27 protein-coding genes and 2 tRNA genes are annotated in these 26,914 nt (G+C 60.9%); 13 read left to right on the forward strand and 16 right to left on the reverse strand.

All coding sequences use genetic code 11. The annotated features are described in order from the left end of the window. Positions 1-7: 7 nt before the first annotated feature. Positions 8-1,921, forward strand: coding sequence for a Stk1 family PASTA domain-containing Ser/Thr kinase (gene pknB, locus AC1RJY_RS11655; RefSeq protein ID WP_498602341.1), 1,914 nt, complete (start codon positions 8-10; stop codon positions 1,919-1,921). Between the two features lie 101 nt (positions 1,922-2,022). Here the strand turns inward: pknB and AC1RJY_RS11660 are convergent, their stop codons facing one another. Continuing rightward, positions 2,023-2,664 carry an aminodeoxychorismate/anthranilate synthase component II gene (locus tag AC1RJY_RS11660; protein ID WP_011772806.1) on the reverse strand — a complete coding sequence of 214 codons (642 nt, stop codon included), beginning with the start codon at positions 2,662-2,664 and terminating at the stop codon, positions 2,023-2,025. Positions 2,665-2,834: 170 nt separating this feature from the next. After that, positions 2,835-3,665, reverse strand: coding sequence for a class E sortase (locus tag AC1RJY_RS11665; RefSeq protein WP_011772804.1), 831 nt, complete (start codon positions 3,663-3,665; stop codon positions 2,835-2,837). 156 nt (positions 3,666-3,821) lie between these two features. Between AC1RJY_RS11665 and AC1RJY_RS11670 the strand changes: the two genes are divergently transcribed. From AC1RJY_RS11670 to AC1RJY_RS11700, 7 genes are all read left to right on the forward strand, one after another. Then, complete coding sequence (locus AC1RJY_RS11670) at positions 3,822-4,076, forward strand: cell division protein CrgA (RefSeq protein WP_043469552.1); 255 nt, start codon at positions 3,822-3,824, stop codon at positions 4,074-4,076. 45 nt (positions 4,077-4,121) lie between these two features. Beyond that, positions 4,122-4,631, forward strand: coding sequence for a methylated-DNA--[protein]-cysteine S-methyltransferase (locus AC1RJY_RS11675; protein ID WP_014920289.1), 510 nt, complete (start codon positions 4,122-4,124; stop codon positions 4,629-4,631). Then, positions 4,631-5,158, forward strand: coding sequence for an RNA polymerase sigma factor (locus tag AC1RJY_RS11680; RefSeq protein WP_498602342.1), 528 nt, complete (start codon positions 4,631-4,633; stop codon positions 5,156-5,158). The genes AC1RJY_RS11675 and AC1RJY_RS11680 overlap by 1 nt, the downstream gene beginning before the upstream one ends. Beyond that, positions 5,158-5,787, forward strand: a complete 630-nt coding sequence (locus AC1RJY_RS11685) for a methylated-DNA--[protein]-cysteine S-methyltransferase (RefSeq protein ID WP_498602343.1) — start codon at positions 5,158-5,160, stop codon at positions 5,785-5,787. The genes AC1RJY_RS11680 and AC1RJY_RS11685 overlap by 1 nt, the downstream gene beginning before the upstream one ends. Continuing rightward, a complete protein-coding gene (locus AC1RJY_RS11690) occupies positions 5,784-6,518 on the forward strand; it encodes an alpha-ketoglutarate-dependent dioxygenase AlkB family protein (RefSeq protein WP_498602344.1) in 735 nt (244 codons plus the stop codon). Before AC1RJY_RS11685 ends, AC1RJY_RS11690 begins: the two co-directional genes overlap by 4 nt. A gap of 104 nt (positions 6,519-6,622) precedes the next feature. Next, complete coding sequence (locus AC1RJY_RS11695; RefSeq protein ID WP_014920285.1) at positions 6,623-7,222, forward strand: DNA-3-methyladenine glycosylase I; 600 nt, start codon at positions 6,623-6,625, stop codon at positions 7,220-7,222. Positions 7,223-7,945: 723 nt separating this feature from the next. Further along, entirely contained in the window at positions 7,946-8,575 is a 630-nt protein-coding gene (locus tag AC1RJY_RS11700) for a GyrI-like domain-containing protein (protein ID WP_498602345.1), read from the forward strand. On the opposite strand, the gene AC1RJY_RS11705 is transcribed toward AC1RJY_RS11700, so the two are convergent. Both AC1RJY_RS11705 and AC1RJY_RS11710 read right to left on the reverse strand, forming a co-directional pair. Continuing rightward, a complete protein-coding gene (locus AC1RJY_RS11705) occupies positions 8,562-9,416 on the reverse strand; it encodes a rhomboid family intramembrane serine protease (RefSeq protein ID WP_498602346.1) in 855 nt (284 codons plus the stop codon). The genes AC1RJY_RS11700 and AC1RJY_RS11705 overlap by 14 nt on opposite strands. Positions 9,417-9,437: 21 nt before the next feature. Continuing rightward, positions 9,438-9,980 (reverse strand): peptidylprolyl isomerase, encoded by a 543-nt coding sequence (locus AC1RJY_RS11710; protein ID WP_011772794.1) that lies wholly within the window; start codon positions 9,978-9,980, stop codon positions 9,438-9,440. Positions 9,981-10,134: 154 nt separating this feature from the next. On the opposite strand from AC1RJY_RS11710, the gene AC1RJY_RS11715 reads away from it, so the two are divergent. Beyond that, positions 10,135-11,106, forward strand: a complete 972-nt coding sequence (locus AC1RJY_RS11715) for a hypothetical protein (protein ID WP_210065227.1) — start codon at positions 10,135-10,137, stop codon at positions 11,104-11,106. A 144-nt stretch (positions 11,107-11,250) separates the two neighbouring features. Beyond that, on the forward strand, positions 11,251-12,126 hold the full coding sequence (locus tag AC1RJY_RS11720; RefSeq protein WP_014920281.1) for a glycosyltransferase family 2 protein: 876 nt from the start codon (positions 11,251-11,253) through the stop codon (positions 12,124-12,126). A gap of 18 nt (positions 12,127-12,144) precedes the next feature. Here AC1RJY_RS11720 and AC1RJY_RS11725 read toward each other — a convergent pair whose 3' ends face one another. The 12 genes from AC1RJY_RS11725 to dnaA all read right to left on the reverse strand — a co-directional run bounded on the left by AC1RJY_RS11725 (position 12,145) and on the right by dnaA (position 25,428). Continuing rightward, positions 12,145-13,053, reverse strand: coding sequence for a DMT family transporter (locus AC1RJY_RS11725; RefSeq protein ID WP_014920280.1), 909 nt, complete (start codon positions 13,051-13,053; stop codon positions 12,145-12,147). Positions 13,054-13,198: 145 nt separating this feature from the next. Further along, positions 13,199-13,274, reverse strand: a tRNA-Ala gene (locus tag AC1RJY_RS11730). 70 nt (positions 13,275-13,344) lie between these two features. Then, positions 13,345-13,464 (reverse strand): DLW-39 family protein, encoded by a 120-nt coding sequence (locus AC1RJY_RS11735; RefSeq protein WP_210065230.1) that lies wholly within the window; start codon positions 13,462-13,464, stop codon positions 13,345-13,347. Between the two features lie 47 nt (positions 13,465-13,511). Continuing rightward, positions 13,512-13,585 (reverse strand) — tRNA-Ile (locus AC1RJY_RS11740). Between the two features lie 113 nt (positions 13,586-13,698). After that, positions 13,699-14,418, reverse strand: a complete 720-nt coding sequence (locus AC1RJY_RS11745; RefSeq protein ID WP_011772789.1) for a DUF3566 domain-containing protein — start codon at positions 14,416-14,418, stop codon at positions 13,699-13,701. Further along, a complete protein-coding gene (gyrA, locus tag AC1RJY_RS11750) occupies positions 14,415-17,084 on the reverse strand; it encodes a DNA gyrase subunit A (protein ID WP_011772788.1) in 2,670 nt (889 codons plus the stop codon). The genes AC1RJY_RS11745 and gyrA overlap by 4 nt, the downstream gene beginning before the upstream one ends. Before the next feature lie 62 nt (positions 17,085-17,146). Next, positions 17,147-19,225 (reverse strand): DNA topoisomerase (ATP-hydrolyzing) subunit B, encoded by a 2,079-nt coding sequence (gene gyrB, locus AC1RJY_RS11755; RefSeq protein WP_011772787.1) that lies wholly within the window; start codon positions 19,223-19,225, stop codon positions 17,147-17,149. Between the two features lie 337 nt (positions 19,226-19,562). Next, the gene (locus AC1RJY_RS11760) at positions 19,563-20,117 is read right to left on the reverse strand and encodes a DciA family protein (protein WP_011772786.1); all 555 of its coding nucleotides are present in this window, start codon (positions 20,115-20,117) and stop codon (positions 19,563-19,565) included. Further along, positions 20,104-21,297 carry a DNA replication/repair protein RecF gene (gene recF / locus AC1RJY_RS11765; protein ID WP_498602347.1) on the reverse strand — a complete coding sequence of 398 codons (1,194 nt, stop codon included), beginning with the start codon at positions 21,295-21,297 and terminating at the stop codon, positions 20,104-20,106. Before recF ends, AC1RJY_RS11760 begins: the two co-directional genes overlap by 14 nt. 23 nt (positions 21,298-21,320) lie before the next feature. Further along, the gene (gene gnd, locus AC1RJY_RS11770; RefSeq protein ID WP_014920277.1) at positions 21,321-22,268 is read right to left on the reverse strand and encodes a phosphogluconate dehydrogenase (NAD(+)-dependent, decarboxylating); all 948 of its coding nucleotides are present in this window, start codon (positions 22,266-22,268) and stop codon (positions 21,321-21,323) included. Positions 22,269-22,309: 41 nt separating this feature from the next. Next, positions 22,310-23,434 carry a DNA polymerase III subunit beta gene (gene dnaN / locus AC1RJY_RS11775; protein WP_011772783.1) on the reverse strand — a complete coding sequence of 375 codons (1,125 nt, stop codon included), beginning with the start codon at positions 23,432-23,434 and terminating at the stop codon, positions 22,310-22,312. A gap of 575 nt (positions 23,435-24,009) precedes the next feature. Beyond that, positions 24,010-25,428, reverse strand: coding sequence for a chromosomal replication initiator protein DnaA (gene dnaA / locus AC1RJY_RS11780; protein ID WP_011772782.1), 1,419 nt, complete (start codon positions 25,426-25,428; stop codon positions 24,010-24,012). Between the two features lie 465 nt (positions 25,429-25,893). On the opposite strand from dnaA, the gene rpmH reads away from it, so the two are divergent. Genes rpmH through yidD form a run of 3 tightly spaced genes read left to right on the forward strand, consistent with a single transcriptional unit; the run spans position 25,894 to position 26,898 of the window. Further along, entirely contained in the window at positions 25,894-26,031 is a 138-nt protein-coding gene (gene rpmH / locus AC1RJY_RS11785) for a 50S ribosomal protein L34 (protein WP_011776797.1), read from the forward strand. A gap of 41 nt (positions 26,032-26,072) precedes the next feature. Beyond that, positions 26,073-26,483: a ribonuclease P protein component gene (gene rnpA / locus AC1RJY_RS11790; RefSeq protein ID WP_043470913.1), complete on the forward strand. Its 411-nt coding sequence runs from the start codon at positions 26,073-26,075 to the stop codon at positions 26,481-26,483. After that, on the forward strand, positions 26,413-26,898 hold the full coding sequence (gene yidD, locus AC1RJY_RS11795) for a membrane protein insertion efficiency factor YidD (RefSeq protein WP_011776796.1): 486 nt from the start codon (positions 26,413-26,415) through the stop codon (positions 26,896-26,898). The genes rnpA and yidD overlap by 71 nt, the downstream gene beginning before the upstream one ends. The last annotated feature ends 16 nt before the right edge of the window (positions 26,899-26,914 follow it).

Genomic DNA, 26,914 nt, shown 5'->3' on the forward strand with positions numbered 1-26,914 from the left:
AACCGCCATGTCAACGTCACGCCCAGGTCCTGCGCATCGAGAGGAGAGCACACCCGTGTCCTCCCAGCGCATCCTCAATTCTCGCTATGAACTTGGCGAGCTGATCGGTCGTGGCGGTATGGCGGATGTCTACCGGGGAACGGACACCCTGCTGGGACGGACCATCGCCGTCAAGGTCCTGCGAGCGGACCTTGCACGGGATCCCCAGTTTCAGGCCCGTTTCAAGCGCGAGGCCCAAGCTGTAGCGGCGTTGAACCACCCGTCCATCGTGGCCATCTTCGACACCGGCGAATACTCGGTACCTGGAGGGCCGGGCGAAGACGTGCGCGTCCCGTATATCGTCATGGAATACGTGGCCGGACGTACCCTGCGCGACATGATCAAGGCCAACGAGCTTGGCGTCGAGGACTCCGTCGGCTTCACCCTGGGTGTGTTGGGCGCTCTCGAGTACAGCCACCGTGCAGGCATCGTCCACCGCGATATCAAGCCGGCCAATGTGATGGTCTGTGCCGACACCGGGGATGTGAAGGTCATGGACTTCGGCATCGCGCGTGCCATGGCCGATTCTGCCGCCACAATGACCCAGACACAGGCCGTGGTGGGCACAGCCCAATATCTTTCGCCGGAGCAGGCCCGTGGCGAAACGGTGGATGCGCGCAGTGACCTATACTCGGCCGGTTGCCTGCTGTTCGAGCTGCTGACCAGCAGGCCTCCGTTCATTGGCGACAGCCCCGTATCGGTTGCTTACCAACACGTCCGTGAGACCCCGGACTTGGCCAGCGCCCACAACCCGGAGGTCTCCGAAGCACTGGATTCCGTGTTGGTTAAGGCGCTGCAGAAGAGCCGCACGGATCGATTCCAGGATGCGGCAGCCTTCCGTCGGGCCCTGCGTGCCGCCAGCAACGGCATCCCCGTACCCGCGGTGGCAGCCAGCGAGGCTCCCACGGACCCCAACGACCTCGTGGACCCTGAAGACCCGGCAACAGAGCTTTTGAGCACAACGGCCGTAGGCTTCCTCGATGCCGATCAGTTTAAGGACGAACCGACCGATCAGCCTCAGGAAGAACCGCTTCCGTTGGGCCTCCCACCGGAACGTGAGGTGCCCGAGCGCCAGAAGTCCCGCCGTCGAGCCTGGGTTGCCACGTTGGTGATCTTCACAGTCCTGGTGCTGGCCGGCGGCGGCTTCTGGCTCTACAGCCTCATGAACATGCAACCGCCGCCACCGGCGAAAATTGCCGTTCCGGTAGTCACCAACATGTCCGAATCCCAGGCCATCCAGGCCCTGTACTCGGCCAAACTGAAACCCACATCTGTTCGTGAGCCCAGCGACACCGTGGCCAAGGACATGACAATCGGGACATCGCCGATTGCTGGTGCCATGTTGGAACAAGATGCTGAAGTCGTCCTGAAGATCTCCAGCGGTCCCAGCTCAGTGACCATCCCGGCGGACATCGTGGGGCGCACTGAATCCGACGCACGGGAAGCTTTGCGCAGGCTTGGCATCACCGGCGAAGTAGTGACCGCTTTGACCCACAGCCCCACTGTCCCGGCCGGCGTAGTGCTCGGCACTGCTCCCGCACCGGGCGGCGCGATTGCTGTGGAAAGCAAAGTGGAGCTGCAGGTTTCCACCGGCAAGGTCCTCATGCCTCAGTTGATCGCGTTACCGGCAGCTGAAGCGGAAGCCGCGCTGAAGGCCAACGGGCTGAACATCGCAATCGTGGAACAGGAAAATTCGCAGGTTGCGGCGGGAACAGTCACGGCTCAGAGCGATGCCTTCAACACTGAGGTGGCCCAGGGCAAGGTGGTAACTGTCACGGTGGCCAAGGCCCCCGCACCGGTCCCCACACCGACGCCTACCCCTACTCCTACGGAGACTGAGAAGCCGACGCCGAAGCCCACACCTACGCCAACTAAGAAATAGGGGCTTCTGCGTCTGTCGCGTCCGCCGACCTCCGCGTGCTCGCTCGTTCCTCGCTTAGACGCACGCTTCCGGTCGACAGCCCGCGACAGACGGTTTAGGTTTTATTGCTTGATCAGTGGGCTCAGCTTTGAGGCGCGTTCCGCCGCCCCGGTCATGCCGAGGGACTCCAACCAGTTGCCCAGCATCTGATATCCGCCTTCTGTGAGCACCGATTCGGGATGGAATTGCACGCCGCAGAGGGGTGCCGTCTTATGCTGCAGCCCCATCACAACGCCGTTGGTGGTCTCCGCGGTGATTTCCAGAACGTCAGGGATGGAGTCCCGGACCGCTGCGAGTGAGTGGTAGCGCGTTGCCGTGACGGGCGACGGGAGGCCGGCAAAAACACTCTTGCCTTCATGCCGGACCGGTGACGTCTTGCCGTGCATAAGTTCCGGCGCGTGAGTCACCACTCCGCCATAGGCTTCGGCCAGGGCCTGGTGCCCCAAGCAGACACCGAACATAGGCTTGGCGGCCTCACCGCACCACTTGATGAGCTCGATGCAGACGCCTGCTTCGGCAGGAGTACCCGGGCCGGGGGAGACCAGGACGCCGTCGCGGGTTGCTGCGAGCTCGGTGGCTTCGGCGAGTGTCACGTCGTCGTTGCGGACAACCGTGGTCTCTGCGCCGAGTTCCTGGAGGTATCCCACCAGCGTGTAGACGAAGCTGTCGTAGTTATCCACTACAAGGATTTTTGTTGTGCTCATGGCTGCTGCACTGAACCAATCGTTGAGTCGGTCAAAGTGGTGAATTGGGAGAACCACGGGAAGAGGAACTCGACCATCAGTACCAGTGCTACGCCCACCAGTACCAAGGATGCCAGGATCCGCACCCATAGGGGGCCTGGCAAATTACGGAAGATCCACGCGTACATCTGTTACCCCTTTCCGTGTGCCCGGGCTACTTGGGCGGCGATTTCCGACGGCGGTCCGGCTGAGGCGGGTTGCCAACTATCCAGCATCGAGTACGCGATGATGCGTTCCTGTGCCCCAAACCGCGGGTTGCAACTCGTCATGGTGAGGATACTTTCCGTGGGCTGGACTCCCGGTTGGGTGGGAACGGGCATCAGGACGTCCGTGCGGTCCGGGAGAACGATCTGATTGTTGCGGAACACGTAGGTGTAATAGCCGTCAGCCGTCTGGATGTAGATCTTGTCCCCGGGAACCAGAGTGTGGATGTTATCCAGTACGGCGCCGTGGGTTTGACGGTGGCCGGCCACTGCGAAGTTGCCGGGGGCGCCAGGCATGGTGGTGCTTCCGTAGTGTCCCAGTCCCAGGGTGTCCAGGACGTCTGAACCGGTGCCTTCGATGATGGGGCGTGTGTAGTCCGGGCCGAAACGAGGAATGTAGATGATTCCGATCATTCCAGCGTAGGCCGGTGCCGGCGTAACCACAGGCGGTCCGTAGTCCACGGGGGCGGCGGCAGGCGCTGCAGGAGTTATGGGGCCGGAGAAGTCCTGAGCGAAGCTCTTCACCGCTTCAGTCTGCTTGGCGTCTGCTTCCACGTTGGTCCACCACAGCTCCCAGCCCACAAAGAGGAGCAGGACGATGCCTGCCGTGATGAGCAGTTCTCCCAGGATCTGACTGATTTTCCGGATGACGTCCGAAGCCCGAAGACGCTTGCGGGGGCGGAGTTCCTGCCCATGGCGGGCGGACGGCACGGCTGAAACCGCCGTCTGCTGCTGATGCGCCACAAGGTCTCCTTGCATAGGGCGCGGGCGGCGTGGGCGGACCCCCGGTTGCGGCTAGACTTGACAGCTAGAACCAACCCGGAACGCCGTGTGGCCGTTAACCGCTGGAAATTTCCTTCCTGCAGGATATCAAGGCTGGCGGGACGGGTATTAACCGAACAGCCAGGAGGATCCGTGCCCGAGTCCAAGCCCCGCAAGCGGCCTGCCCGTCAGGCCCAGCAGACTTCCGCAGCACAGCAGTACAAGCCCAACCCGGTTTGGTACAAGGCTGTCATGTTCGGCCTGATGATCCTCGGCCTGATCTGGATCATTACTTTCTACATCACAGAGGGCCAGCTCCCCATCCGCGAGTGGGCCTCGTGGAACATCGTGGCAGGCTTCGGGATTGCGATCGTCGGCTTCCTCATGACCACCCGGTGGCGCTCCTAGGAATTCCGCGCCTCACATTTCCGTGCCCGTGAACGTCTACAAGATATGAGCAGCCGGCACACCACCTTGGATTCCCCACTGGGGCAGTTGACGCTGACTGCCCGCGGGGAAGTTTTGACGGGCATTTTCTACGAGGGACACTGGCATATGCCTCCGCCCGACTATTTCGGAGACCCAGCCGGGATCGAGGACCCGGTCTTCGCGCGTACCCGGACCGAACTAGCCGAGTATTTGGATGGCCACCGGACAGTTTTCGATGTCCCCTTCCAAGCTTTGGGAAACCCGTTCCAGGAGAAGGTCTGGGAGCGGCTTCAACATATTCCTTTCGGTGAAACCGTCAGCTACGGGCAGTTGGCTGCTGAATTCGGGGATCCCCATCTTGCCCAGGCCGTTGGCTCCGCGGTGGGACGCAACCCCATCAGCATCATTATTCCCTGCCATCGAGTGGTTGGGCGCAACGGTCAACTCACCGGGTATGCGGGTGGTCTTCGAAACAAGCGTTTCCTCTTGGAATTGGAAGAGCCGGCTGAAGTGCGGGAGGGCAAGCTTTTTTGATGAAGCCCAGGCAAATGGTTAATAAGAAGCCGTTCGAAGCGGTGGTGCGCGAGCAGGGCGCCACAGTGCTTCGGGTGTGTCGTGCGATTCTCGGCGTGCACGACGCCGATGATGCATGGTCAGATACGTTCCTGGCCGCCCTGCAGGCGTATCCGGCTCTCCCGGCAGAGGCGAATGTTGAAGCCTGGCTGGTCACCATCGCCCACCGCAAGTGCATCGACCATGTGAGGGCTGGAACCCGCCGCGCCATGCCGGTAGACCATCCACCGGAACAACCCTCCAGCCTGGGCATTCCTGGTGACGGGCACGAGGACCTGCTCGACGCAGTCACAAGCCTCCCGCCCAAGCAGCGCCAGGCCGTTGCCTACCACTATCTTGCGGGTCTTCCCTATGGCGATGTTGCCGCCCTGTTGGGGGGCACCGCCGAGGCCGCCCGTCGCGCCGGCGCTGACGGCGTGAAGTCGCTCCGCTCCGCTCTGGCCATCCAGCCGTCGCTGGCTCATACATCCTCGAAAGGTGATATCTGATGACACTTGAGCTCAGCCCCGATCACGCCGAGGTCGTTTCGCTTCTGAAACCGTTGGACGCAGGACTCGAACTGGCCATGGCCAGCCTCCATGCCCGGTTGGAGAGCGACGCTCAGCTCACCCACACTTTGGACATCGCGTACAGGATTGTGGACTCCCCGTTAGGGAAACTCCTCTTGGCTGCCACGGATCGGGGAATTGTCCGCGTGGCATTTGAGGCGGAAGACCACCAGTCCGTCCTGCAGCTCCTGGCTAATACCGTAAGTCCACGGATCCTTGAGGCACCAGCCCGGTTGGACGACGCCGCGCGGGAACTCGACGAGTACTTCACAGGCGCCCGGAAGGAGTTTGACCTCACGTTGGACTTCCGTTTGTCCCGCGGTTTCCGTCTTAACGTTCTGCGTCATCTGCCTCGAATCCCGTATGGCAACACAGCCAGCTATGCCCAGGTAGCCCAGGCAGCCGGCAGCCCCAACGCGGTACGCGCCGTGGGAACCGCCTGCGCCACCAACCCTTTGCCCCTCATTGTGCCGTGCCACCGGGTAGTGAAGTCCGACGGCAGTTTCGGCGGCTATCTTGGCGGAAGCGAGGCCAAACGCGCATTGCTCCGCCTTGAGGCGGCGGCATGAGTGACGACGCCCTGTTTCCGTTGGAACTTCTCCAGCCGGAAGGGCACGACGCCGGTCCCCGCCTGATTGCGCCCGGTGCCGTCCACGTTCCTGGTTGGCTCACCCTTGAGCAGCAACGATGGATCGTGGCGCGCTTTGGCGAATGGACCCAAGGGCCGGTTCCCCTGCGTGCCGCCACCCTTCCGGGCGGACACCAGATGTCGGTTCGAACCGTTTGCCTTGGTTGGCACTGGCAGCCTTACCGGTACACAAGGGAAGCCACGGACGTCAATGGTCGTCCCGTGCTCATGTTCCCGGACTGGATGGTGCGATTGGGCCGTAAAGCACTGGAAGCGGCCTACTCGCCAGGCGATGAAGGCGTTGAACTCGATGAGGTAACGAGCTCGCTGAGTGGGCTTGCCAACCAGTACACACCCGACGCTGCCCTGGTGAACTTCTACAATGACGGCGCTGCCATGGGAATGCATCAAGACAAGGACGAGCGCTCCAGCGCACCTGTGGTTTCGCTCAGCATAGGAGAGACGTGCGTCTTTCGGTTTGGAAATACGAAGACACGGACCAAGCCCTACACCGACGTTGAACTTCGTTCCGGAGACCTCTTCGTCTTTGGAGGACCTGCACGGTTCTCTTATCACGGCATCCCCAAAGTCCTCCCGGGAACGGCACCGGATGGGTGCGGCCTCTCAGAAGGTCGTATCAACATCACCATGCGGGTGACGGGGTTGTCGTGATTCCGGAGTCCCACCCCAAGAATGTCAGAGGCACCGGGCAGAATATCCCCGGAAGCTGAATTACTGGTCGGCCACGGGAGCGGCCCGGCTGCAGAGGAGCATGCATGACCCCGGATAACGGCACCGTCCTCGGCGAGGATGGCTTGGCACGTCCGCTGTGGGCTGCCTCTGACACCCTCATGCAGGCCTACTACGATCACGAGTGGGGAATGCCTGTCCGCGATGAGCAGGGCATGTACGAGCGCATCAGCCTCGAAGCGTTCCAAGCCGGCCTGTCTTGGGCCACCATTCTTCGGAAACGGGATGCTTTCAGGAAGGCCTTCCTGGACTTCCATCCGGAGAGTGTCGCTGCCTTCACCGAAGCCGACGTGGAGCGGCTCATGCTTGACGCCGGAATTGTGCGCAACAGACTAAAGATCAAGGCAGCCATCACCAATGCCAAGGCCACCATTGCCTTGCGCGACGAAGGCGGCCTGGTGGACTTCGTTTGGTCGTTCCAACCCGAAAACACGCCGACGCCCAGCACCATGGCCGACATCCCCACGACGTCCCCGGAGTCGATCGCGTTGTCCAAGGCCCTCAGAAAGAAGGGTTTCGCTTTCGTGGGCCCAACCACCATGTATGCCCTCATGGAAGCCGTGGGCATCATCGACACCCATCTGATGGATAGTCACCGTCGGGGTGCCTCGGGAGTTTGGACGTAAGTTTGCCGTCTTCTCCGACGCCGAATCGCTTCCGTTAGTCCACAGCGCTTGTCCACAGAAGTGTGTAACTTTATCCACAGGCGTGGATAACTTCTGTGGACATCCACGTAGTTGTGGGGAAAAACAGCACCAACCCGGCGATCGCAGACCTGGAGCCGGACCCGACAGACTTTTACCCACTGTGCACCGCGCTGTGGATAGTGCCCCAAGCTTCACTTAAAGTTCAGCTTCTCGGGATTGTCCGATTTGCCAAGGGAAGACTCGGGCCCTACCTTCCGGCCCAAAGGCTCGTCCCCGTTACCGAGAGCGGCTGAGGACTTACCCACTTAACAACAACCCCATACCCACAAGTTATCCACAACTGGGGAAAACGTGTGGGTTTCCAGATCCAGATCACTGCTTTGCCGGGCTTTACAGCCCTTCCGACGGGTTGAACTACACGAGTGTAAGTTATTAACACTGTTGATAAGCCTGTTGATATATGGCTGCCCACAGCCGTATTAACAGGGTTGTCCACAGCCGCCAACAATATGGGCCGTTTGTCCACATATTCTCTCTCGACGGGGACAAAGTTATCCACAGATGTGGAGAAACGCATGCCTTTCGGGGGATATCTACCGTACTGACGAGCGTACGGACGGTTTCGGAGGCTAACTACACGCATGTAAGTTACGCACACTGTGGATAAAGTCTGTGGATAAGCCCTGAGAGTACGGTGGTGTCATGAAGAGCGACTTCAAGAAGAAGATCTCCAGCTACAGTGCCAAGCACGGCCGGTTCTCGGTGGTCAGCGTTCCCACTTTGCAGTTCTTGATGATCGACGGTCATGGTGACCCCAACACGGCGCAGTCCTACAAGGACTCGCTGGCTACGCTGTATCCCGTCGCCTATAAATTGAAGTTCTTTAGCAAGGGTGAGCTCGGCCAGGACTACACGGTGATGCCGCTTGAAGCTTTGTGGTGGTCCGACGATATGGAGTCCTTCACCAGCGCCAGGGACAAATCACGCTGGGACTGGACGTTGATGAACATGGTCCCCGAATGGATCACGCAGGAGCACGTGGATATGGCGCGGGAGACCGTCGCCAAGAAGGGGGAGGCCCCGCTTCTGGAAGCACTGCGCTTGGAGCCCCTCAATGAAGGTTTGTGCGTGCAAACGCTTCACGTAGGGCCGTACGACGATGAAGGTCCGGTCCTTGAAGAGATGCACACCAAGTTCATTCCGGAACAGTCACTGACGATGACCGGCAGGCACCACGAGATCTACCTGGGCGATCCTCGCCGCACTGCGGCCGAGAAACTCAAGACCATCCTGCGGCAGCCGGTCTTGAACGAGCCCGCTATCCAGCGGTGACGCGGAACCATGTGACTACGGCCAACAGGCCCGCCACCAGAACCAACCCGCCGGCTTGGAGCGGGGCCTGGTTCTTGCCGCGCGGAGCATAGGCGATTGCGGCAGCAGCCAGGCCTCCGGTGATCAGGCCGCCCAGGTGGGCTTGCCATGCAATGCTGGGCACGAAGAAGCCAATGGCGCCATTGATGGCGATCAAGACCCACAGTTGCTTGGTCTCTCCACCCCTGTGCCGCTGCACAACAAGCATGGCGCCGAAGAGACCGAAGATGGCACCGGAAGCACCTACCACTCCCACCGGGGGCAATGTGGGAGTCAGGGCAAGGAAGCCCACGGATCCGCCAATTGCGGAGATCAGATACACAGCGAGGAATCGGATCCGCCCGAGCAACGGCTCAAGGGCTTGTCCGAAAATCCACAGCGTATACATGTTCAGGACGATATGGAGCAGGAAGCCCTGCGAGTGCAAGAACGCCGCCGTGACCATGCGCCATGGCTCACTGACGGCAAAGATGTTGGCGAACGCAAAGTCCTCGAAGACTGCGTCCCCGGGCACAATCCACTGAAGGACATAAACCAGTGCGCACAGACCGATGATTACGAACGTCACCAAAGGCCGGCCTACTGCCAAGGCTCCGCCATACGGTGAGCGATATGTCGGCGTCGTACGTTTTTGTTCGTTGACGCAGTCAACGCATTGGAACCCGACGGCGGCCGCCCGCTGGCACTCGGGGCACGCAGGGCGCCCGCAGCGCTGGCACCGCACATAGGAGGGCCTGTCCGGGTGCCTGGGGCACACCGGAATATCAGCGGACGGCTCGGCCGACGGAATTCCGTAACTCATGGGCTCTGGTTCAGCGTGCGACTAGAGCTGTTCGATGTCGATGCTGTTGATGACGACGTCCTCAACCGGGCGGTCGCCCATGCCCGTGCGGACGGACTCGATCGCGTCAACAACCTTGCGGGACTCTTCGTCCGTCACTTCACCGAAGATGCTGTGCTTGCCGAACAGCCAGTCCGTGTTCACGGTGGTGATGAAGAACTGTGACCCGTTGGTGCCCTTGCCCATCTGGATGCCGGCGTTGGCCATAGCAAGCTTGTACGGAGCGTTGAAGGTCAGTTCCGGGTGGATTTCGTCATCGAACTGGTAGCCCGGTCCACCCACGCCGCGGCCCAAGGGGTCGCCTGCCTGGATCATGAAATCTTTGATGATCCGGTGGAAGATGGTGCCGTTGTAAAGCGGGGTGCCGGTCTTGTCTTCGCCGGTTTCGGGGTGGTTCCAGGACTTTTCGCCCGTGGCCAGGCCAACGAAGTTGGCGACCGTCTTGGGGGCGTGGTTGCCGAAGAGGTCAACCTTGATGTCGCCGAGGCTCGTGTGGATCGTTGCTTTTGCGGTTGCGATGGTCATGGGCCCATTCTTCCATGCAGGGTCAACGCCCGTCCGGCTGTAAAGCCGGTTCCGCGCTCGGTGAAATCCGGGACGAACTCGGACAGATGAATAGCCGGTGTTCCACAAGCGACGTAGGCTAGCAACAAACGAGCATGTGTATCGGGAGGTAGTTGTGAAGAAATCAGACCGTATTGCCCGCGAACTCGAACAATCAGTCACGGCCGGTGTGGATAACGCCCGCGACTGGGCTGCGCCACGCGTGGAAGCAGCCGTCAATTGGGCTGTTCCGCGTATCCAGCACGGCATTGACAGCGCTTCCCCCAAGATCCAAGAGGGGCTGAAGTCCGCTGCTCACAACCTCGCCGACGGCGTTGCAGTTGTAACGCCGCGGATTCAGGACGGGTTGGCGCACCTCGCGCCGAAGATCCATGACGTAGTTGAAGACGCCACACCCAGGATCCAGGAGACCCTCAACAGGGCAACTCCGGCACTCGGCCACGCGCGGGACAAGGTTGTTGACGAATACCTGCCCAGGCTCTCCGAGCAGCTGGGCCAGGCTTCGGTAGCCGTTCACCATGCCTTGGAGAACGCGCCGGCACAGGTGGATGCCGTAGCCCAGAAGCTGGTTGATTCGGGTGTTGTCCACAGTGTCCAGGAGCAAGCCCACGCCACTGGCAAGCAGATCAAGGCAGTTGCGGACCAAGCCAGCAAGGCCGTCTCCACCACGCTGGTCAAGGAACCTAAGCCCAAGAAGCGCGGTTGGTTGATCGTCACGGTCATTGCCGCCGCCGCTGCTGCCGGTGTTGCTGCTTGGAAGGCCTCCAAGCCGGTTGAAGATCCGTGGAAGACCCCTTCACCGGTGACGCCGACGCCCGCTCCGGTTCCGGCAACGAGTTCAACTCCGGCTCCGGCCGAAGCCTCTGTGTCGGCTACAGCAGCAGTTGCTGAGCCGAAGGCTTCGGACATCACGCCGGAAGAAGCCGCAGCTGAGGCCGAGCAGGCAACCAAAGACGCCTTCAAGAACGTGGAGGATTCCACCGAGAAGGTGGCAACCGACGCCAAGACTGCCGTCAAGAACATTGCGGCCAGCCTGCAAAAGGACACCGAAGGCAAGGACTCAGACGCCAAGGGTGCACAAAGCTAAACCCTGAACATACGGCCTCAATCAAGGGCCAGCAAGTCAAGCATGTGAAGGGATCATGGCGTCAGCCGTGGTCCCTTCAGTGTTTGCCGGCTTGTAACCCTAGCCTCCATTGGACGCAACGCCCCGGGTGTTAGATTTGAGGGGATGTCAGCCGATAGACCCCTTGCGGGTGCCCTCCAGGACGCTCCGGAACCTCCGGGTGTGTCCATCGTCATCCCGGCGTATAACGAGGAAAGCGTCATTCGCCAGTGCCTCATCGCGGCCATCTACCAGTCTGTTCCCGCCGAAGAGATCATTGTGGTGGATAACCTGTCAACGGATCGCACGGCCAGGATCGTGCGCCAGATGCAGCAGGAATACCCCGAGAGTCCCATCATCCTCTTGAGCCAGGAATCCACCCAGGGCCTGATCCCCACACGCAACCACGGGCTGAACAACGCCACAGGGGACGTGGTGGGCCGCATCGACGCTGACTCCGTCCTTGAACCGGACTGGGTGGAGCAAGTCCAAAAGGCATTCATGGACCCGTCCGTCGCCGCAGCTACGGGTCCCGTGGTTTATTACGACATGCCCATGCGGCGCTTTGGACTCAAAGCGGACGACAAGATGCGCCAGCTTATGCTCCGCCTAGCGAAGCACCAGTACCATTTCCTCTTCGGCTCCAACATGGCCCTTCGCCGCTCGGCATGGGAGACCATCCGTGATGAAACGTGCCTGGATCCCAAAGACGAGATGCACGAGGACATTGATCTTTCGCTGCACCTGTTCGAGCACGACCTCAAAGTGCAGTACCTGCCCCAGATGGTGTCCGGGATGTCTGCCCGGCGGCTTGAGGACTCGCCGCGGGACTACCGATATTACGTCCAGCGTTTCGATCGAACGTACAAGGCCCACAACGTCAAGAAAATGGCGCTGAAGGCACCCATGGTGGTGTTCTTCTCGGTGTACTTCCCGGCCAAGTTGCTTCGTGCCATCCACACGGCCAACTCGGCGCAAGGCGCCCGCCGCGGCGGTGTGTAAACGCCCGACGGCGGCACCTTAGTCCGCGCCCAGCTCGGCTTCGCGCCGGTCTGCTACCGGCCGCCCACGCCGCTGACCGGAGACGACGACTGCCAGACCCACCAAGATCAGCGCCAAACCCGCATAAGTTCCGGCAGGCAGGGTTTCATTGAGGAAAATGGCCGCCAGGATGGCAGCACCTGGAATCTCCAGCAGGATGATCATGGAAACCAGTAACGGGCTCATGGTGGCCAGCAAGTGGTTGAACGCCGTGTGTCCCACCAACTGCGCACAAACGGTGATGGCAATAATGCCAAGCCAACCGCCGGCGTCGAACCCTGTCAGCGGCTGGCCGCTGAACAAAGCCATCACCGCCACAATCGCCGCGCACATGCCGTAGCAGAGCGTCGTGTAAGTTCCCGTCCCCATGGACTGGCGTGCTTTGCCCCCAGCCAGGGTGTACAGCCCGGCCAAGGCACCGCCAGCAAGGGCCAAGAGGTCGCCCAGAAGCGCTTCGGGGGATGAACCCATGTCGAACCCGGTGATGGCCACAACGCCGCCGAACGCAATGCCCAGGCCTACAAGAACCGGCCACCGGTGCCGTGTCCCCCGAATCAACTGGAAGACGGCAATCCAACCCGACTGCAGGCACACCAAGGCAGTAGCGGCCGCCACGGACGTCAGCTGCAAGGCGGTGATGAAGCACGCGAAGTGGAAGGCAAGTGCCACGGCCGCTACCGCGGACCAGCCGAATTCACGGCGCGTGATCCTCCCGAATGCCTTCGGCTCCCGGATGACGACGGGGCCCGCCATCACCACGGCGCCGATCGCGTTGCGCCAGAACGCGATTGCCAATGCTGTCACTGAGGTGGCACCGAGCGTGCCGGCAATGAGGGGTCCGGAGGAGGCCACACCCAGTACACCGAGCGCGGCAATGAGAAGGTTCACGGATCCACCATAGTGTGGCGGGAGGTTCCCCAACCAAGCGGCCGTAGATGCTCTGCAGGTAAGGCATCAGAACACCTACTCCAGTTATTGGGAAAGCAACCTTAAATGCAAAAGTCCCGGTCATTTCTGACCGGGACTTTTCTTATGGTGGAGGCACGGGGACTCGAACCCCGAACCCCCTGCTTGCAAAGCAGGTGCGCTACCAATTGCGCCATGCCCCCATAAGAAGCAACCCGTCAATTATACCCCATGTCTGGACTGGTATTTACCAGCTCAAACCGGGCTCCTCGGCTAGTCGACCGTGTCGGTTGACTTGCTCCAGACATCCTTCCGGGCTTCGGATTCCTGGGCCTTTTTATAGGCCAGGACACCTGCGACTACCGCTGCTACTACTACCAGCAACTTCTTCACAAGCACCTCATTCTGGTTCAGTTTTACCTGAACCTCTTTCGGTTCCGTGGGCGTACCAGGACTTGAACCTGGGACCTCTTCGTTATCAGCGAAGCGCTCTAACCGCCTGAGCTATACGCCCCGATGCCTCATCGGGCCGAGATATGACTGTACAGCACATCCCGGCCCGATCTCAAATCGAGGCATTTCCCCGGAGGATTTCCGCCCTTTTCGGCGTATTTCCGGGGGTTTTGACTAGTCGTCGGTCAGAGTGACGCCGACGCCACCAACCAACGTTGCAGAAATGTTATACAGAACGGCTGACAGCATGGACAGTGCGGTCAGGAGGACCACGTTCACTACGGCAATGATGGTGGCAAAGGACGCCACCTGGCCGAGCGAAGCAATCTTCTTCAGTTCGAATCCGCCACCTTCGGAACCCGCCAGGGTACCGAGGAGGCTATCCACCTGGTCGAAGATGCCTGTGAGATCCAGCACAGTCCACAGAACGATCGCGGCAACCACCGTGACGATACCCAACGCAACGGACAGCAGGAATGCCATCTTCAGTACTGACCACGGGTCCACCTTGCTGACCAAGAGGCGCGCACGGCGAACTTTTGCCTTGGGGGCCGGCTTCACCAGTCCGGGCGCACCCTGCGCTGGACGCTGGGGAGCGGTGCCCGCCGGACGTTGGCCGGGCTGCACCGGGCGCTGGCCCGGGGCACCAGCGGGACGCTGAGCTCCCGTGGCAGGGCGTTGTCCGGGAGCACCAGCAGGCCGTTGAGCGGAGTTGGTGCCGCTTGCGGGACGTGCGCCTGCTGCTCCGCTCCCTGAAGCACCGGTTCCGGGTGCACCGGTTCCGGGACGCTGCTGGGGCCTTGCAGGCGTTCCTGCCTGTGCGCTGCCCGCGGGCTGCCGGAGTCCGCCGGGGACACCTGTGCTCGGCTTGGGATATGAGTCGGAATTACTCACTCGTTACCTCCGGTATTGTCTTCGTTCAGCTCCGCGCCCGTTTCGAATTCCGGGTCTGCGTCGTTTTCCGTTTCGGCCGTCACGGTCGCCTCGGAGGCGCCGTCGTTTGCAGCCAACGTTACGTCATCGTCGAGTCCGTCCTCTGACTCTTCCACTTCCAATCCGCGTTCGCTGTTGCGGGCAACCTCGATAATGCGGTCATTCTTGTCCGGCTTGGCGAAGATGACGCCCATGGTGTCGCGTCCCTTGGCAGGGACACCGGTCACAGCCGAGCGGACCACCTTGCCACCCTCCATGACTACCAGGACTTCGTCCTCTTCCTGCACGATCAAGGCGCCAACAAGGTCACCGCGGTCTTCAGCGAGCTTGGCCACCTTGATGCCCAGGCCGCCACGACCCTGCAGACGGTATTCGTCCACGGCGGTTCGCTTGGCATAGCCGCCCTCCGTCACGATGAAGACGAACGAGCCGTCCTGGACCACGTCTGCGGCAAGTAGTTCGTCGTCTTCACGGAACTTCATACCGGTCACACCGGAGGTGGCGCGGCCCATGGGACGCAAAGCATCATCGGTGGCCGTGAAGCGGATTGACTGGCCCTTGCGAGAAACCAGGAGGAGGTCATCGGTTTCACTGACCAACTGGGCCGAAACGAGTTCGTCCTCATCGCGCAGGTTAATGGCGATGACGCCGGCTGTGCGGTTGGTGTCGTAGTCCTCCAACCGAGTCTTCTTGACCAGGCCATTCTTGGTAGCCAGCACCAGGTACGGAGCCTGCTGGTAGTCCCTCAAGTCAAGGACCTGGGCGATGTGCTCATCCGGCTGGAACGCCAGCAGGTTGGCAACATGCTGGCCCTTGGCGTCTCGGCCGGCTTCCGCCAGTTCGTAAGCCTTTGCCCGGTACACGCGACCAAGGTTGGTGAAGAACAACAACCAGTGGTGGGTGGTGGTCACGAAGAAGTGCTCCACTACGTCGTCACCGCGCAGCTGCGCACCCTTGATGCCCTTACCGCCACGCTGCTGCGAGCGGTAGTTGTCACTCCGAGTCCGCTTCACGTAGCCGCCACGGGTGATGGTGACTACCATTTCCTCTTCAGGGATCAGGTCTTCCATGGACATGTCGCCGTCGAAGCCCATCAGAATGTGGGTGCGGCGGTCGTCGCCGTGCTTGGCAACGATCTCCGCGAGTTCCTCGCTGATGATCTGGCGCTGGCGTTCCTCAGAAGCCAGGATCGCGTTGTACTCCTGGATCATCGCTTCGAGCTCGGAATGACGGTCCTGGATCTTCTGGCGTTCGAGGGCAGCGAGTCGGCGCAGCTGCATGTCCAGGATGGCACGGGCTTGGAGTTCGTCGATCTCCAAAAGCTCCATAAGGCCTTCGCGAGCCGCTTCCGTGGTGTTGGATGCGCGGATGAGCGCAATCACCTCGTCCAGCATGTCCAAAGCCTTGAGGAGTGCGCGCAGGATGTGCGCTTCTTCCTCAGCCTTGCGCAAGCGGTAGCGGGTTCGCCGGGCAATGACGTCCATCTGGTGCGCAACCCAGTGACGGATGAAGGCATCAAGGCTCAACGTACGCGGTACGCCGTCCACAATTGCCAGCATGTTCGCCGAGAAGTTGTCCTGCAGCTGGGTGTGCTTGTAAAGGTTGTTCAGGACCACCTTGGCCACGGCATCGCGCTTGAGCACGATCACCAGGCGCTGGCCGGTTCGGCCGGACGTTTCATCGCGAAGGTCCGCGATGCCCTGGATCTTACCGTCCTTGACCAGTTCGGCAATCTTGATGGCCAGGTTGTCCGGGTTGGCCTGGTAGGGAAGCTCGGTCACCACAAGGCACGTACGTCCCTGGAGTTCCTCAACATTAACCACGGCACGCATGGTGATGGAGCCACGGCCTGTGCGATAAGCATCTTCAATGCCCTTGTGGCCAAGGATGGTGGCACCCGTAGGGAAATCGGGTCCCTTGATGCGCAGCAGCAGTGCTTCGAGGAGCTCTTCGCGCGTGGCTGTGGGGTTATCAAGCGCCCACTGCACGCCTTCTGCAACTTCGCGAAGGTTGTGCGGCGGAATGTTGGTGGCCATGCCGACGGCGATACCTGAGGAGCCGTTGACCAGCAGGTTGGGAAAACGCGCCGGCAGGATGGTTGGTTCCTGGTTCTTGCCGTCGTAGTTGTCCTGGAAGTCGACGGTTTCCTCGTCGATGTCGCGGACCATTTCCATGGCCAGCTGGGCCATCTTGGTTTCGGTGTAACGGGGTGCGGCCGCGCCGTCGTTACCGGGCGAACCGAAGTTGCCCTGGCCCAGTGCCAGCGGGTAGCGCATGGTCCAGTCCTGGATCAAGCGGACCAAAGCGTCGTAGATCGCCATGTCGCCGTGAGGGTGGTAGGTGCCCATGACGTCGCCCACAACGCGGGCGCACTTGTTGAACGAGCGGTCGGGGCGGTATCCGCCGTCGAACATTGCGTACAGAACGCGGCGGTGCACCGGCTTGAGACCGTCGCGGACGTCCGGGAGGGCGCGGCCGACGATCACGGCCATGGCGTAGTCCAGGTAGGAGCGCTGCATTTCCGTCTGCAGGTCCACCTGCTCCACGCGGTCTGTCAGCACATCACCTTCGAGAACAACATCCTCGACGTCGTTCGGTTCCGGGACTTCGGGAGTTTCGTCACTCATAATCTAAGATTTCCGTTTCAGGTATATGTCAGTTCTGGAATATTCAGATGCCCGTGCGGGCCCTAGATATCGAGGAACCTGACGTCCTTGGCGTTCTGCTGGATGAAGTTTCGGCGCGATTCGACGTCCTCGCCCATCAGGACGGAGAAGGTTTGGTCGGCGGCCAGTGCGTCATCCATGGTGACCTGCAACAACGTGCGACGATCCGGGTCCATGGTGGTATCCCACAACTCGGTGTAATCCATCTCGCCGAGGCCCTTGTAGCGCTGGATTCCGTTGTCCTTGGGCAGGCGCTTGTTCATAGCGGCACCCTTACGGATGGTTTCATCGCGTTCGCGGTCGCTGTAGACGTAGTCGTGGGCCGCGTTGGACCACTTAATCCTGTACAGCGGCGGCTGAGCCAGGTACACATAACCGTTCTCGATGAGCGGACGCATGTAGCGGAACAAGAGCGTCATCAACAGGGTGGTGATGTGCTGACCATCGACGTCAGCATCTGCCATCAGGACGATCTTGTGGTAGCGGAGCTTGGCGATGTCGAAGTCCTCACCGATACCCGTACCGAAGGCGGTGATCATGGACTGGACTTCGGCGTTGCCCAGGGCCTTGTCCAGGCGGGCACGCTCAACATTCAGGATCTTGCCGCGGAGGGGCAGGATGGCCTGGGTCTCCGGGTTACGGCCACGCTTGGCTGAGCCGCCTGCGGAGTCACCCTCCACGAGGTAGACCTCGCAGCGCGAGGGATCCTTCGAGGAGCAGTCGGAGAGCTTGCCAGGCATGCCGAAGGACTCCAGCGGGCTCTTCCGGCGGGCATTATCGCGGGCCTTACGCGCGGCCATGCGTGCTTGGGCAGCGGAAATGGCCTTGCGGATAACATCGCGGGCGGGGCCGGGATTCCGTTCCAGCCAGTCACCCAGCTGGTCCGTGACAACGCGCTGGACGAAGCCCTTGACCTCGGAATTACCCAGCTTGGTCTTGGTCTGGCCTTCGAACTGCGGCTCGGAAAGCTTCACAGAGATGACGGCAGTCAAACCTTCGCGGATGTCATCGCCGGTGAGGTTGTCTTCCTTCTCCTTGATGATGCTCTTCTCCCGCGCGTAGCGGTTGATGAGAGAGGTCATCGCGGCGCGGAAGCCTTCTTCGTGCGTTCCACCCTCATGGGTGTTGATTGTGTTTGCGTACGTGTGGACGCTTTCCGAGTAAGCAGTGGTCCACTGCATGGCAACCTCGACGGCGATGTGCCGCTCAGTGTCCTCGGTTTCGAAAGCGATGACGTCCTCGTGGACGATTTCAACCTTCTTGCTCGAGTTCAGGTGCTTGACGTAGTCCAGCAAGCCGTCCGGGTACTGGTACACCACAGTGCGGTGCTCGGCGGCTACTTCGCCCTCGGTTGCCACAGCGTCCAGGTCGAGGTCGTCGTCGCCGTCGCGGTTTACCGGCCGCTCATCCGTCAGCGTGATCCGGAGGCCCTTGTTGAGGAAGGCCATCTGCTGGAAACGTGCACGGAGCGTCTCGAAGTCGAACTCCGTGGACTCAAAGATGGTGCCGTCAGGGTAGAACGTTTGGGACGTCCCGGTAACGTCGGTGGCCTCGCCTTTGACGAGTTCACCTTGCGGCTTGCCGCCGTCGGCGAAGGTCATCCGCCAAACGTGGCCCTGCCGACGAACTTCGGTGTCCACCCGGCGGGACAAGGCGTTAACTACCGAGATACCCACGCCGTGGAGGCCACCGGATACGGCGTACCCGCCGCCGCCGAACTTACCGCCGGCGTGCAGGATGGTCATGACCACTTCAACCGTGGGCTTGCCTTCGGTTGGGTGAATGTCCACGGGTATACCGCGGCCGTCGTCCACAACGCGGACGCCGCCATCAGCACGGAGCGTAACTTCAATGTGGCTGCAGTAGCCGGCCAAAGCCTCGTCAACAGAGTTGTCCACCACTTCGTAGACCAGGTGGTGCAAGCCGCGGGGACCGGTTGAGCCGATGTACATGCCGGGGCGTTTGCGCACGGCTTCGAGGCCCTCCAGCACGGTGATGTCGCTGGCACCGTACTCCCTGGGCGCCTCCGCGGGCGTGTCAGGCTTGGGAACAGTCTCCTCTTCGGGCTCTACTGCCAAGGTCTCTGCATTGTCGTTAGCCACAGGCGCTTTCGACTCCTCTGTACTCGATGTCGGCCGTTCCCGGAGCTGCCCACGGCGAACCGCAGCGGCCAACGGGCACGTGACTGATTGCGCCGATTACTACGACGACAGGGGCCCCCGATGCCACAAGAGTGGATTCAGGTCCAGACGACGTTTCACCGGCGCTCAGTGATCTACGCCAATTCTATCGTGGAAACGCTCGAATCCTTGCAAATACGGGGGCAGCCGACAGCTGAATATGCCCATGGGAGACCGCTGGCCCTATCTGGAATGGCCCTGTGGAGGTCCCGACGGGGGCCTATACGACTCGGGGGCGTTGAAACGCCCTGCACGCCGTTTAGCCGTAAGTGTCCCTGGGTCCACGACCGTTAACGCTGCGTCCACCTTTTCGCCAACTTGGAGCCGAGGGCCCCAACACGTGAATGCTGGTGACCACTCCTTCGCCCAGTTCATTGCGAAACATCTCCAGAAGACTCGTGCTCAACAGCCGAAGCTGAGTGGCCCAAGCCGTGGAGTCACAGCGGACATGCAGCGTGGTGTCAGTGAAACTCTCCGGAGTGCAGTGGGAGGAGATGTCCGGTCCCACCAGAGTTTCCCATTCCGCCATAACCGAACCGACGGCCACGGGGGACGTCCAACCGCGCTCGGCGACCAAGCGGCCAACCACTTTTCCAAGCCCCAAGGGATCCCGGCCGCTGCCGTGGAATTGGGCGAAACCCCTGGTATCCCGAAGCCCTTGGCGTTTTGGAGCAGATCCGGGCCTGGGCGCGCGCTGCCGAACTTCCCCACGGGCCGCTGCGGCCTCGCGCATGCGGTTCAGAGCCGCCTGGGCAGCATCGATCTCATCCGGCTCGCGGCCGGGTTGTAGTCCGTCGCGGCTATCCTTCGCCATCGATGCCTCCCGGAACAACGGTTACGCGCCGTCCGGCCAGCTCCTCGGGGATATCGGCATCGACGGCGGCAGTCACCAGCACTTGCTCGGCACCGGCGACTATTGCAGCCAGTTTACGCCGACGATGGACATCCAGTTCGGCGAAAACGTCGTCCAGGATCAGGATCGGAGCGGTGCCACCGGTGCGGGCGTCATCCAACATCACATAGTAGGAAGCCAAGCGCAAGGACAGGCACATTGACCACGTTTCACCGTGTGACGCGTACCCCTTGGCCGGGGCCTGCCCCAGAACGAGTTCCAGTTCGTCGCGGTGCGGACCTACCAAGGAGATACCGCGTTCCAGTTCCCTTTTCCGCGATGCTGCGAAGGCCTGAACGTAGCGCTCAGTGAGTTCGTCAACGGACAGCAGCCGGAGGTCGTCAACCGACGGCGAAGGTTCCGTTCCGTGATCGGTCGGACCGCCGTCGTCGTCAAGTACGCCCTGAATGGTTGAGCGGTAGACAGCGCCGGCGTCCTTGGAAGCGTCAGTAAGTTGCGTGTAAGCGCTGTTCAGGTGGGGACGCAACCGCTCCACAAGTTCCAAGCGGGCATGCAGGAGTTCTGCGCCGGCGCGGGCCATGTGCTGGTCCCAGACATCCAGGGTTGCCTCGTGCCCGGCGGTGAACTTGCCGGTACGTGCGGATTTCAGCAAAGCATTGCGTTGCTTCAATACGCGGTCGTAGTCGCTGCGTGTTGCGGCGTGCCGCGGAACCAGACTCACCAGCAGTTCGTCCAGGAAGCGACGTCGGTTCGAAGGATCACCCTTGACCAGAGCCAAGTCCTCGGGCGCGAACAACACCGTTTGGCAGATTCCCAGTATGTCCCGTGCCCGGACAGGGTTGCTGCGGTTGATGCGTCCCCGGTTTGCACGGCCGGCATTGATCTCAAGCTCTATGACCGTTGACTGCTCTCCACGGACCAACTTGGCCCGGATCAAAGCGCGCTCCGTACCGAAACGAAGCAGCGGAGCGTCCGTGCTGACCCGGTGGGAGCTCAGCGTGGCCAGATACCCGATGGCTTCCATCAGGTTGGTCTTGCCGATTCCGTTTGAACCCACCAAGACCGTCACACCGGGGCCGAGTTTCAGGTCGACCTGTGCGTAGCTTCGGAAATCCGTCAGCGAAAGATGTTCTAGGTACACGCCGTTTGCAGGACTCCTGCGGCCTAGTTGGCCGGACGGGTGGCGTGTCCGCCGAACTGGTGGCGCAGGGCGGAAACCATTTTCATGGCCGGAGAATTATCTTCGCGGGAGGCAAAGCGGGCAAAGAGCGCAGCCGTGATTGCAGGGGCGGGCACTGCGTTGGCTATTGCCTCTTCCACGGTCCAACGTCCTTCGCCGGAGTCCTCAACGTAGTCATCGATCGAGGCCAGACCCGGATCTTCGTCGAGTGCCTTGACCATGAGGTCCAGGAGCCAGGACCGGACAACCGTGCCCTTTTGCCATGCACGGAAAGTCCCGGGAAGGTCCTTCACGATATCTTTTGCCGCTAGCAATTCGTAGCCCTCGGCGTATGCCTGCATGAGGCCGTACTCGATACCGTTGTGAACCATCTTGGCGTAGTGGCCCGCACCAACGCCGCCCACGTGGACGAAACTGTCAGCTCGTTCACCTTCGGGGCGGAGAGCGTCGAAAACGGGCATGGCGAGTTCGATGTCTTCGTCGGCACCGCCTGCCATCAGGCCGTAACCGTTCTGCAGGCCCCAGACACCGCCGGAGACACCGCAATCCGCGAAGCGGATGCTTTTCTCGGCAAGTGCAGCAGCGTGCTTTTGGTCTTCCGTGAAACGCGAGTTGCCGCCGTCGATCACCATGTCACCGGGGCTGAGCTTTTCGCCGAGTTCCGTCACCACCGCATCAGTGATGGCGCCGGAGGGAACCATCACCCACACCAACCGCGGAGTGGGCAGTGCAGCGATGAGGTCATCCACCGACGCGACATCCGTGACATCGGGATTGCGGTCAAAACCTGTGACCTCAATGCCGCCGTTCCGCATGCGTTCCCGCATGTTGAAACCCATTTTTCCGAGGCCGATCAGTCCGATGTGCACAGTGTGAACTCTTTTCTGTGAAGGTGGCGGGAGACGGTACGGGCTGGCCCAAGTGGCTTGCATTCGTGATTGTTCCGGGGCTCCGGAACCGCCACGACTGCCAGTTAGTTGGGGAGGCGGACCGGCATCACGAGGTAGCGGTAATCGTCCTGGTCTTCGCCATCCGCTTCGGCCTGGGCTGTGATCATGGCCGGCTTCGGAGCAGTGGTGAAAGAGAAACGAACGTACTTGGTTTCGATCACGCTCAAGCCCTCAACGAGGTAATGCGGGTTGAAGGCAACGGTAATGTCCTCGCCGGAAAGCTGGGCTTCCAACTCCTCGGAAGCCTGTGCGTCCTCGCCTGTACCGGCGTCGAGATTCAGCAGTCCCTGGGTGAAGGCAAGGCGGACCGGAGTGTTTCGCTCGGCCACGAGCGACACTCGGCGAACGGCCTCGACGAGTTCCTGAGTCTGGACTGTTGCGTGGATCGGAGTGGAATCCGGGAAGAGCGAACGGATCTTGGGGTAGTCGCCATCCACCAAGAGTGATGTGGTGGTTCGTCCGCCGCTTTCGAAGCCAATGAGCCGGCTGTCGTCATCAGCAAGTGCCAGGTTGATGTCGCCGCTGCCACCGAGAGTTTTGGCTACTTCGTTCAGGGTCTTGGACTTGACCAGTGCGCTGGTGGAAATGCCCGGAGTGACAGGTTTCCAGGGAACCTCGCGCATGGCGAGCCGGTAGCGGTCCGTGGCAAGGAGTGTGATGAGGTCATCCTCGATCTCCATGCGGACGCCGGTAAGGATCGGCAGGGTGTCATCCTTGCTTGCCGCGATGATCACTTGGGACACGGCCTGGGCGAAAGCGTCGCCCGGCAAGGTTCCGCTGATTGCCGGGAGGGCCGGAAGTGCGGGGTACTCGGACTCAGGCATGGTGGCCAGGTGGAAGCTGCTTCGACGGCACGTCAGGGTGACCTTGCTGCCGTCGGTCTCCACTTCGACAGGCGCCGATGGAAGGCTGCGGCAGATGTCTGCCAACAGGCGTCCGGAAACCAAGATGGTGCCCTCAACAGCGATATCTGCGGGGATTTCCAAACGCGCCGAGGTCTCGTAGTCAAAGCTGGAGAGGCTAACGGTGCCTGCCTCGGCTTTGAGGAGGAGGCCGGAAAGCACAGGTACGGGCGGCCGCGGAGACAACGACCGCGCGGTCCACGTAACGGCTTCTGCCAGGACGTCGCGGTCGACTCTGAACTTCACGGAAGGGTGCCGCCTTTCATTGCTGCTGCCATGTAGTAGCTGCGGATTCCTGCTTGGAAGCCGCTAAATCTTCGCAGTCCGGCACCGGAACCTGCATGGTCCGCACTCAGCGAACTACAAACAGACCCAAGGATGGGAGCGCTGCTGACAGCTTAGCCGGAAGATCTGCGATTAACCCATCCCCGTCGGGCCTGCCCCCTCGTATGTGGACAGTCGCAGGCCGGCTTGGGCCGGGCTGTTGGTCTGCTCTGTTCAGGTCGGGACGTGTGGCAGAACGAGATTGTTATTTGAGGGATTTCAATTTTTTGGGATTCGTAGTGTTAATAACTGCTGTGGAAACTGTGGATAACTCGATCTCACCGCGTCGTTTCGCGGTTAAGCCCTGTTCACGGATTGTGTGTTAACTGGGTTTTAAACAGGGTGTGGATGGGGACAACTCCCTGGGCAGTTTTTAACGATCCACAGATGCCTTAAGGGTTTTAAGCCCATTAACCGAGCTTGTCCCCTTAAGTATCCACAGGCTTATCCACATGCACCTGTTAATAAGGTATGTAGTGGCGGGCCCGGTGTGGATTTCAGGAGTCGCGTTGCTGCTGTTTGATCCGGTTGGTCAGCTCGGTGACCTGGTTGTAAATCACACGGCGCTCCGCCATCAGCTCGCGGATCTTGCGGTCTGCGTGGATCACAGTGGTGTGGTCCCGACCGCCGAGTTCCTGGCCGATCTTCGGCAGGGACATATCTGTCAGCTCGCGGCACAGGTACATGGCGATCTGCCGGGCAGTCACCAGGGTGCGCGTACGGGACTTGCTGCAGAGCTCTTCCATGCTGAGCTTGAAGTAGTCGGCTGTCTGGTCCAAGATCTGCTTTGCCGTGATCTCTTGGGCTCCGTCGTCGGTGATCAGGTCCTTGAGAACCATCTCAGCGAGGGCCACATCCACCGGCTGGCGGTTGAGGCTCGCGAAGGCCGTGACGCGGATCAATGCGCCCTCAAGTTCCCGGATGTTGCTGGAAATCTTGGAGGCGATGTACTCCAGGGCGTCGTCAGGCGCAGAAAGGCCTTCGCTGAGGCCCTTCTTGCGGAGGATCGCGATACGGGTCTCGAGTTCCGGCGGCTGGATGTCCGTCAGCAGGCCCCACTCGAAGCGGGACGTCATGCGGTCCTCGAAGCCGGCGAGCATCTTGGGCGGCTGATCGGAGGTGATGACAACCTGCTTGTTGGCATTGTGCAGGGCGTTGAACGTGTGGAAGAACTCTTCCTGGGTTCGATCCTTGCCCGCCAGGAATTGGATGTCATCGATCAGGAGCACATCCACGTTGCGGTACGTGGTCTTGAAGCTGGTGCCTTCGTCGTCGCGGATCGAGTTGATGAAGTCATTGGTGAACTCTTCCGAGTTCACGTAGCGGACCCGGATGCCACTGTAGAGCCGGCGGGCATAGTGCCCGATTGCGTGCAGCAGGTGGGTCTTACCCAATCCTGAGTCGCCATAGATGAACAGCGGGTTGTATGCCTTTGCCGGAGCTTCAGCTACGGCAACTGCGGCAGCATGCGCAAAGCGGTTCGATGAACCGATCACGAAGGTATCGAAGATGTACTTCGGGTTCAGTCGGCCGAACTCATGCGAGGTGCTGGGCGGCGTGGGCTGCGGCTTCGGTTCTGCGAAGTCAGAGACTGAGGAAAGCTCGACGGCGGGTTCCGGCTCTGCGTGGACGGGCACCAGATCGGTGTCCACGTCGATTGCGCAGCGAATGTCGTCCGAGAAGACGTTGCGGAGGGCATCGTCCAGGGCGTCCTTGACCTGCGTCTGGAGGACTTCGCGGGTGAGTTCGTTGGGAACAGCCACCAGAAGTGTTGAACCGATAAGGCCCTGCGCTTGGGCGAGGATGACGAAACCGCGCTGACGGGGTGAAACCCGGTCGTCCTGTTCCATGAGGCTCAGCACCCTGCGCCAGGAACTTCCGACAGTGTTGGCGTGGTTGGCTTCGTCTACTGTCATCAATCAGTTCCTAAATACTTGCTTGCCGGCGTTGCTGGCAGCCGAAGTGTCTCCGGCGGCGCTGTTCTGGGCGATAATCCACAGAGTTATACACAGCGGGTGGACAATGGGCTACTGAGCCACTCTAGGGGATGAAATCGCTAGAAGATAGCTGGGAAGTTGCCTGTGGATAATTACACCGTTGTGGTTCGTGAAACCCGCATGTGAGCCACTTCATCCACAGGCTGGAAACCACGGTTGGGCACAGCTGTGGATAGCTCCGCGGCAGGCTCCCGGTTTGACTGTGGGTGCCTTTTTGCCCTAACGTTGTGAAGTCCTTTGTGTCCGCTTTTGAGATCAGTTGTAACTCCGTACGTTCACCGTGCGGGAGGCAACGGCGGCAGGCACATACAAAACTTAGCGTCGGCCAGTTCTTCCCCTTTTTTGATCGGGTGGGCGCACCTTTGATCCACTGGAGTAACTAACGTGAGCAAGCGGACTTTTCAGCCGAATAACCGCCGTCGGGCCAAGAAGCACGGCTTCCGCCTTCGTATGCGCACCCGTGCCGGCCGCGCCATCCTGGCTGCCCGTCGCGGCAAGGGCCGCGTCGAACTGTCGGCGTAAATAACTGACTTGTCGGTCAGGGTCTTTTTGCGGGTTCGACGGTGCTAGCCACCCCTAACCGTCTGCGGACGTCTACCGACTTTTCAACAACTGTACGTTCCGGCGTCCGCAATGGACGCCGGAACTTAGTGTTATATACGGCCTCTATCGGGGCCGGGGAGCCGAGTCGAATCGGTTTCATTGTCTCCAAAGCCGTCGGGAACGCCGTGACCAGGAACCTCGTTAAGAGGAGACTGAGAGAAGCAGGCGCACTGTCCTTGCACACGCACGGAACGGGTCTGGCGGTAGTAGTCCGGGCGCTGCCCGCAGCTGCAACAGCCAGCTGGGAGCAGTTGCTCTCGGACTACAACGCCGCACTGGCAGTGACGACGAAGCGATTGGGTGGCTCAGCTCCACGCAACGCTTCGACCGAACACAACGGCACCACTACGGAAGGGACACCGCGTGCATGACATAAGCACCGCCGTCGTTCCTTCCTCAAGCGACCCCTCCGGGAAGGTTCCGCATCGGAGTCTTCCGGCGGTGGTAGGCACGTTCCTCTGGGAGCTGCCCCGCAACATTCTCATTCTCCTGCTGAAGGCGTACCGTAAGGTCGTCTCGCCCCTGTACGGCCAGGTTTGCCGTTTCTTTCCCTCCTGCTCGGCCTACGCCTTGGAAGCAGTGACGGTGCATGGCGCCGTGAAGGGTAGCTGGCTCGCAGCCAAAAGGCTCGCCAAATGTCACCCTTGGAACGCCGGCGGAGTGGACCACGTCCCCGCCGGCCATCGTCATTGGCCTGAAGGCCGGACGCCCACAATTGTTGTACTGAACAATCCGGACCAGTTCCTGGCTGCTCAGGCTGATGAAGAAGGCCGCTCGGCGGCCTAACGAATAGGGATATCGT

This window comes from Arthrobacter sp. GW822-FHT05G07 (assembly GCF_058799755.1).

What these genes read in the sequence shown, in the direction of transcription:
- pknB (WP_498602341.1), top strand. Translation starts at nt 8, where the DNA reads ATGTCAACGTCACGCCCAGGTCCTGCGCATCGAGAGGAGAGCACACCC.
- AC1RJY_RS11660 (WP_011772806.1), bottom strand. Translation starts at nt 2,664, where the DNA reads ATGAGCACAACAAAAATCCTTGTAGTGGATAACTACGACAGCTTCGTC.
- AC1RJY_RS11665 (WP_011772804.1), bottom strand. Translation starts at nt 3,665, where the DNA reads ATGCAAGGAGACCTTGTGGCGCATCAGCAGCAGACGGCGGTTTCAGCC.
- AC1RJY_RS11675 (WP_014920289.1), top strand. Translation starts at nt 4,122, where the DNA reads ATGAGCAGCCGGCACACCACCTTGGATTCCCCACTGGGGCAGTTGACG.
- AC1RJY_RS11680 (WP_498602342.1), top strand. Translation starts at nt 4,631, where the DNA reads ATGAAGCCCAGGCAAATGGTTAATAAGAAGCCGTTCGAAGCGGTGGTG.
- AC1RJY_RS11685 (WP_498602343.1), top strand. Translation starts at nt 5,158, where the DNA reads ATGACACTTGAGCTCAGCCCCGATCACGCCGAGGTCGTTTCGCTTCTG.
- AC1RJY_RS11690 (WP_498602344.1), top strand. Translation starts at nt 5,784, where the DNA reads ATGAGTGACGACGCCCTGTTTCCGTTGGAACTTCTCCAGCCGGAAGGG.
- AC1RJY_RS11695 (WP_014920285.1), top strand. Translation starts at nt 6,623, where the DNA reads ATGACCCCGGATAACGGCACCGTCCTCGGCGAGGATGGCTTGGCACGT.
- AC1RJY_RS11700 (WP_498602345.1), top strand. Translation starts at nt 7,946, where the DNA reads ATGAAGAGCGACTTCAAGAAGAAGATCTCCAGCTACAGTGCCAAGCAC.
- AC1RJY_RS11705 (WP_498602346.1), bottom strand. Translation starts at nt 9,416, where the DNA reads ATGAGTTACGGAATTCCGTCGGCCGAGCCGTCCGCTGATATTCCGGTG.
- AC1RJY_RS11710 (WP_011772794.1), bottom strand. Translation starts at nt 9,980, where the DNA reads ATGACCATCGCAACCGCAAAAGCAACGATCCACACGAGCCTCGGCGAC.
- AC1RJY_RS11720 (WP_014920281.1), top strand. Translation starts at nt 11,251, where the DNA reads ATGTCAGCCGATAGACCCCTTGCGGGTGCCCTCCAGGACGCTCCGGAA.
- gyrA (WP_011772788.1), bottom strand. Translation starts at nt 17,084, where the DNA reads ATGAGTGACGAAACTCCCGAAGTCCCGGAACCGAACGACGTCGAGGAT.
- AC1RJY_RS11760 (WP_011772786.1), bottom strand. Translation starts at nt 20,117, where the DNA reads ATGGCGAAGGATAGCCGCGACGGACTACAACCCGGCCGCGAGCCGGAT.
- gnd (WP_014920277.1), bottom strand. Translation starts at nt 22,268, where the DNA reads ATGCAAGCCACTTGGGCCAGCCCGTACCGTCTCCCGCCACCTTCACAG.
- dnaA (WP_011772782.1), bottom strand. Translation starts at nt 25,428, where the DNA reads ATGACAGTAGACGAAGCCAACCACGCCAACACTGTCGGAAGTTCCTGG.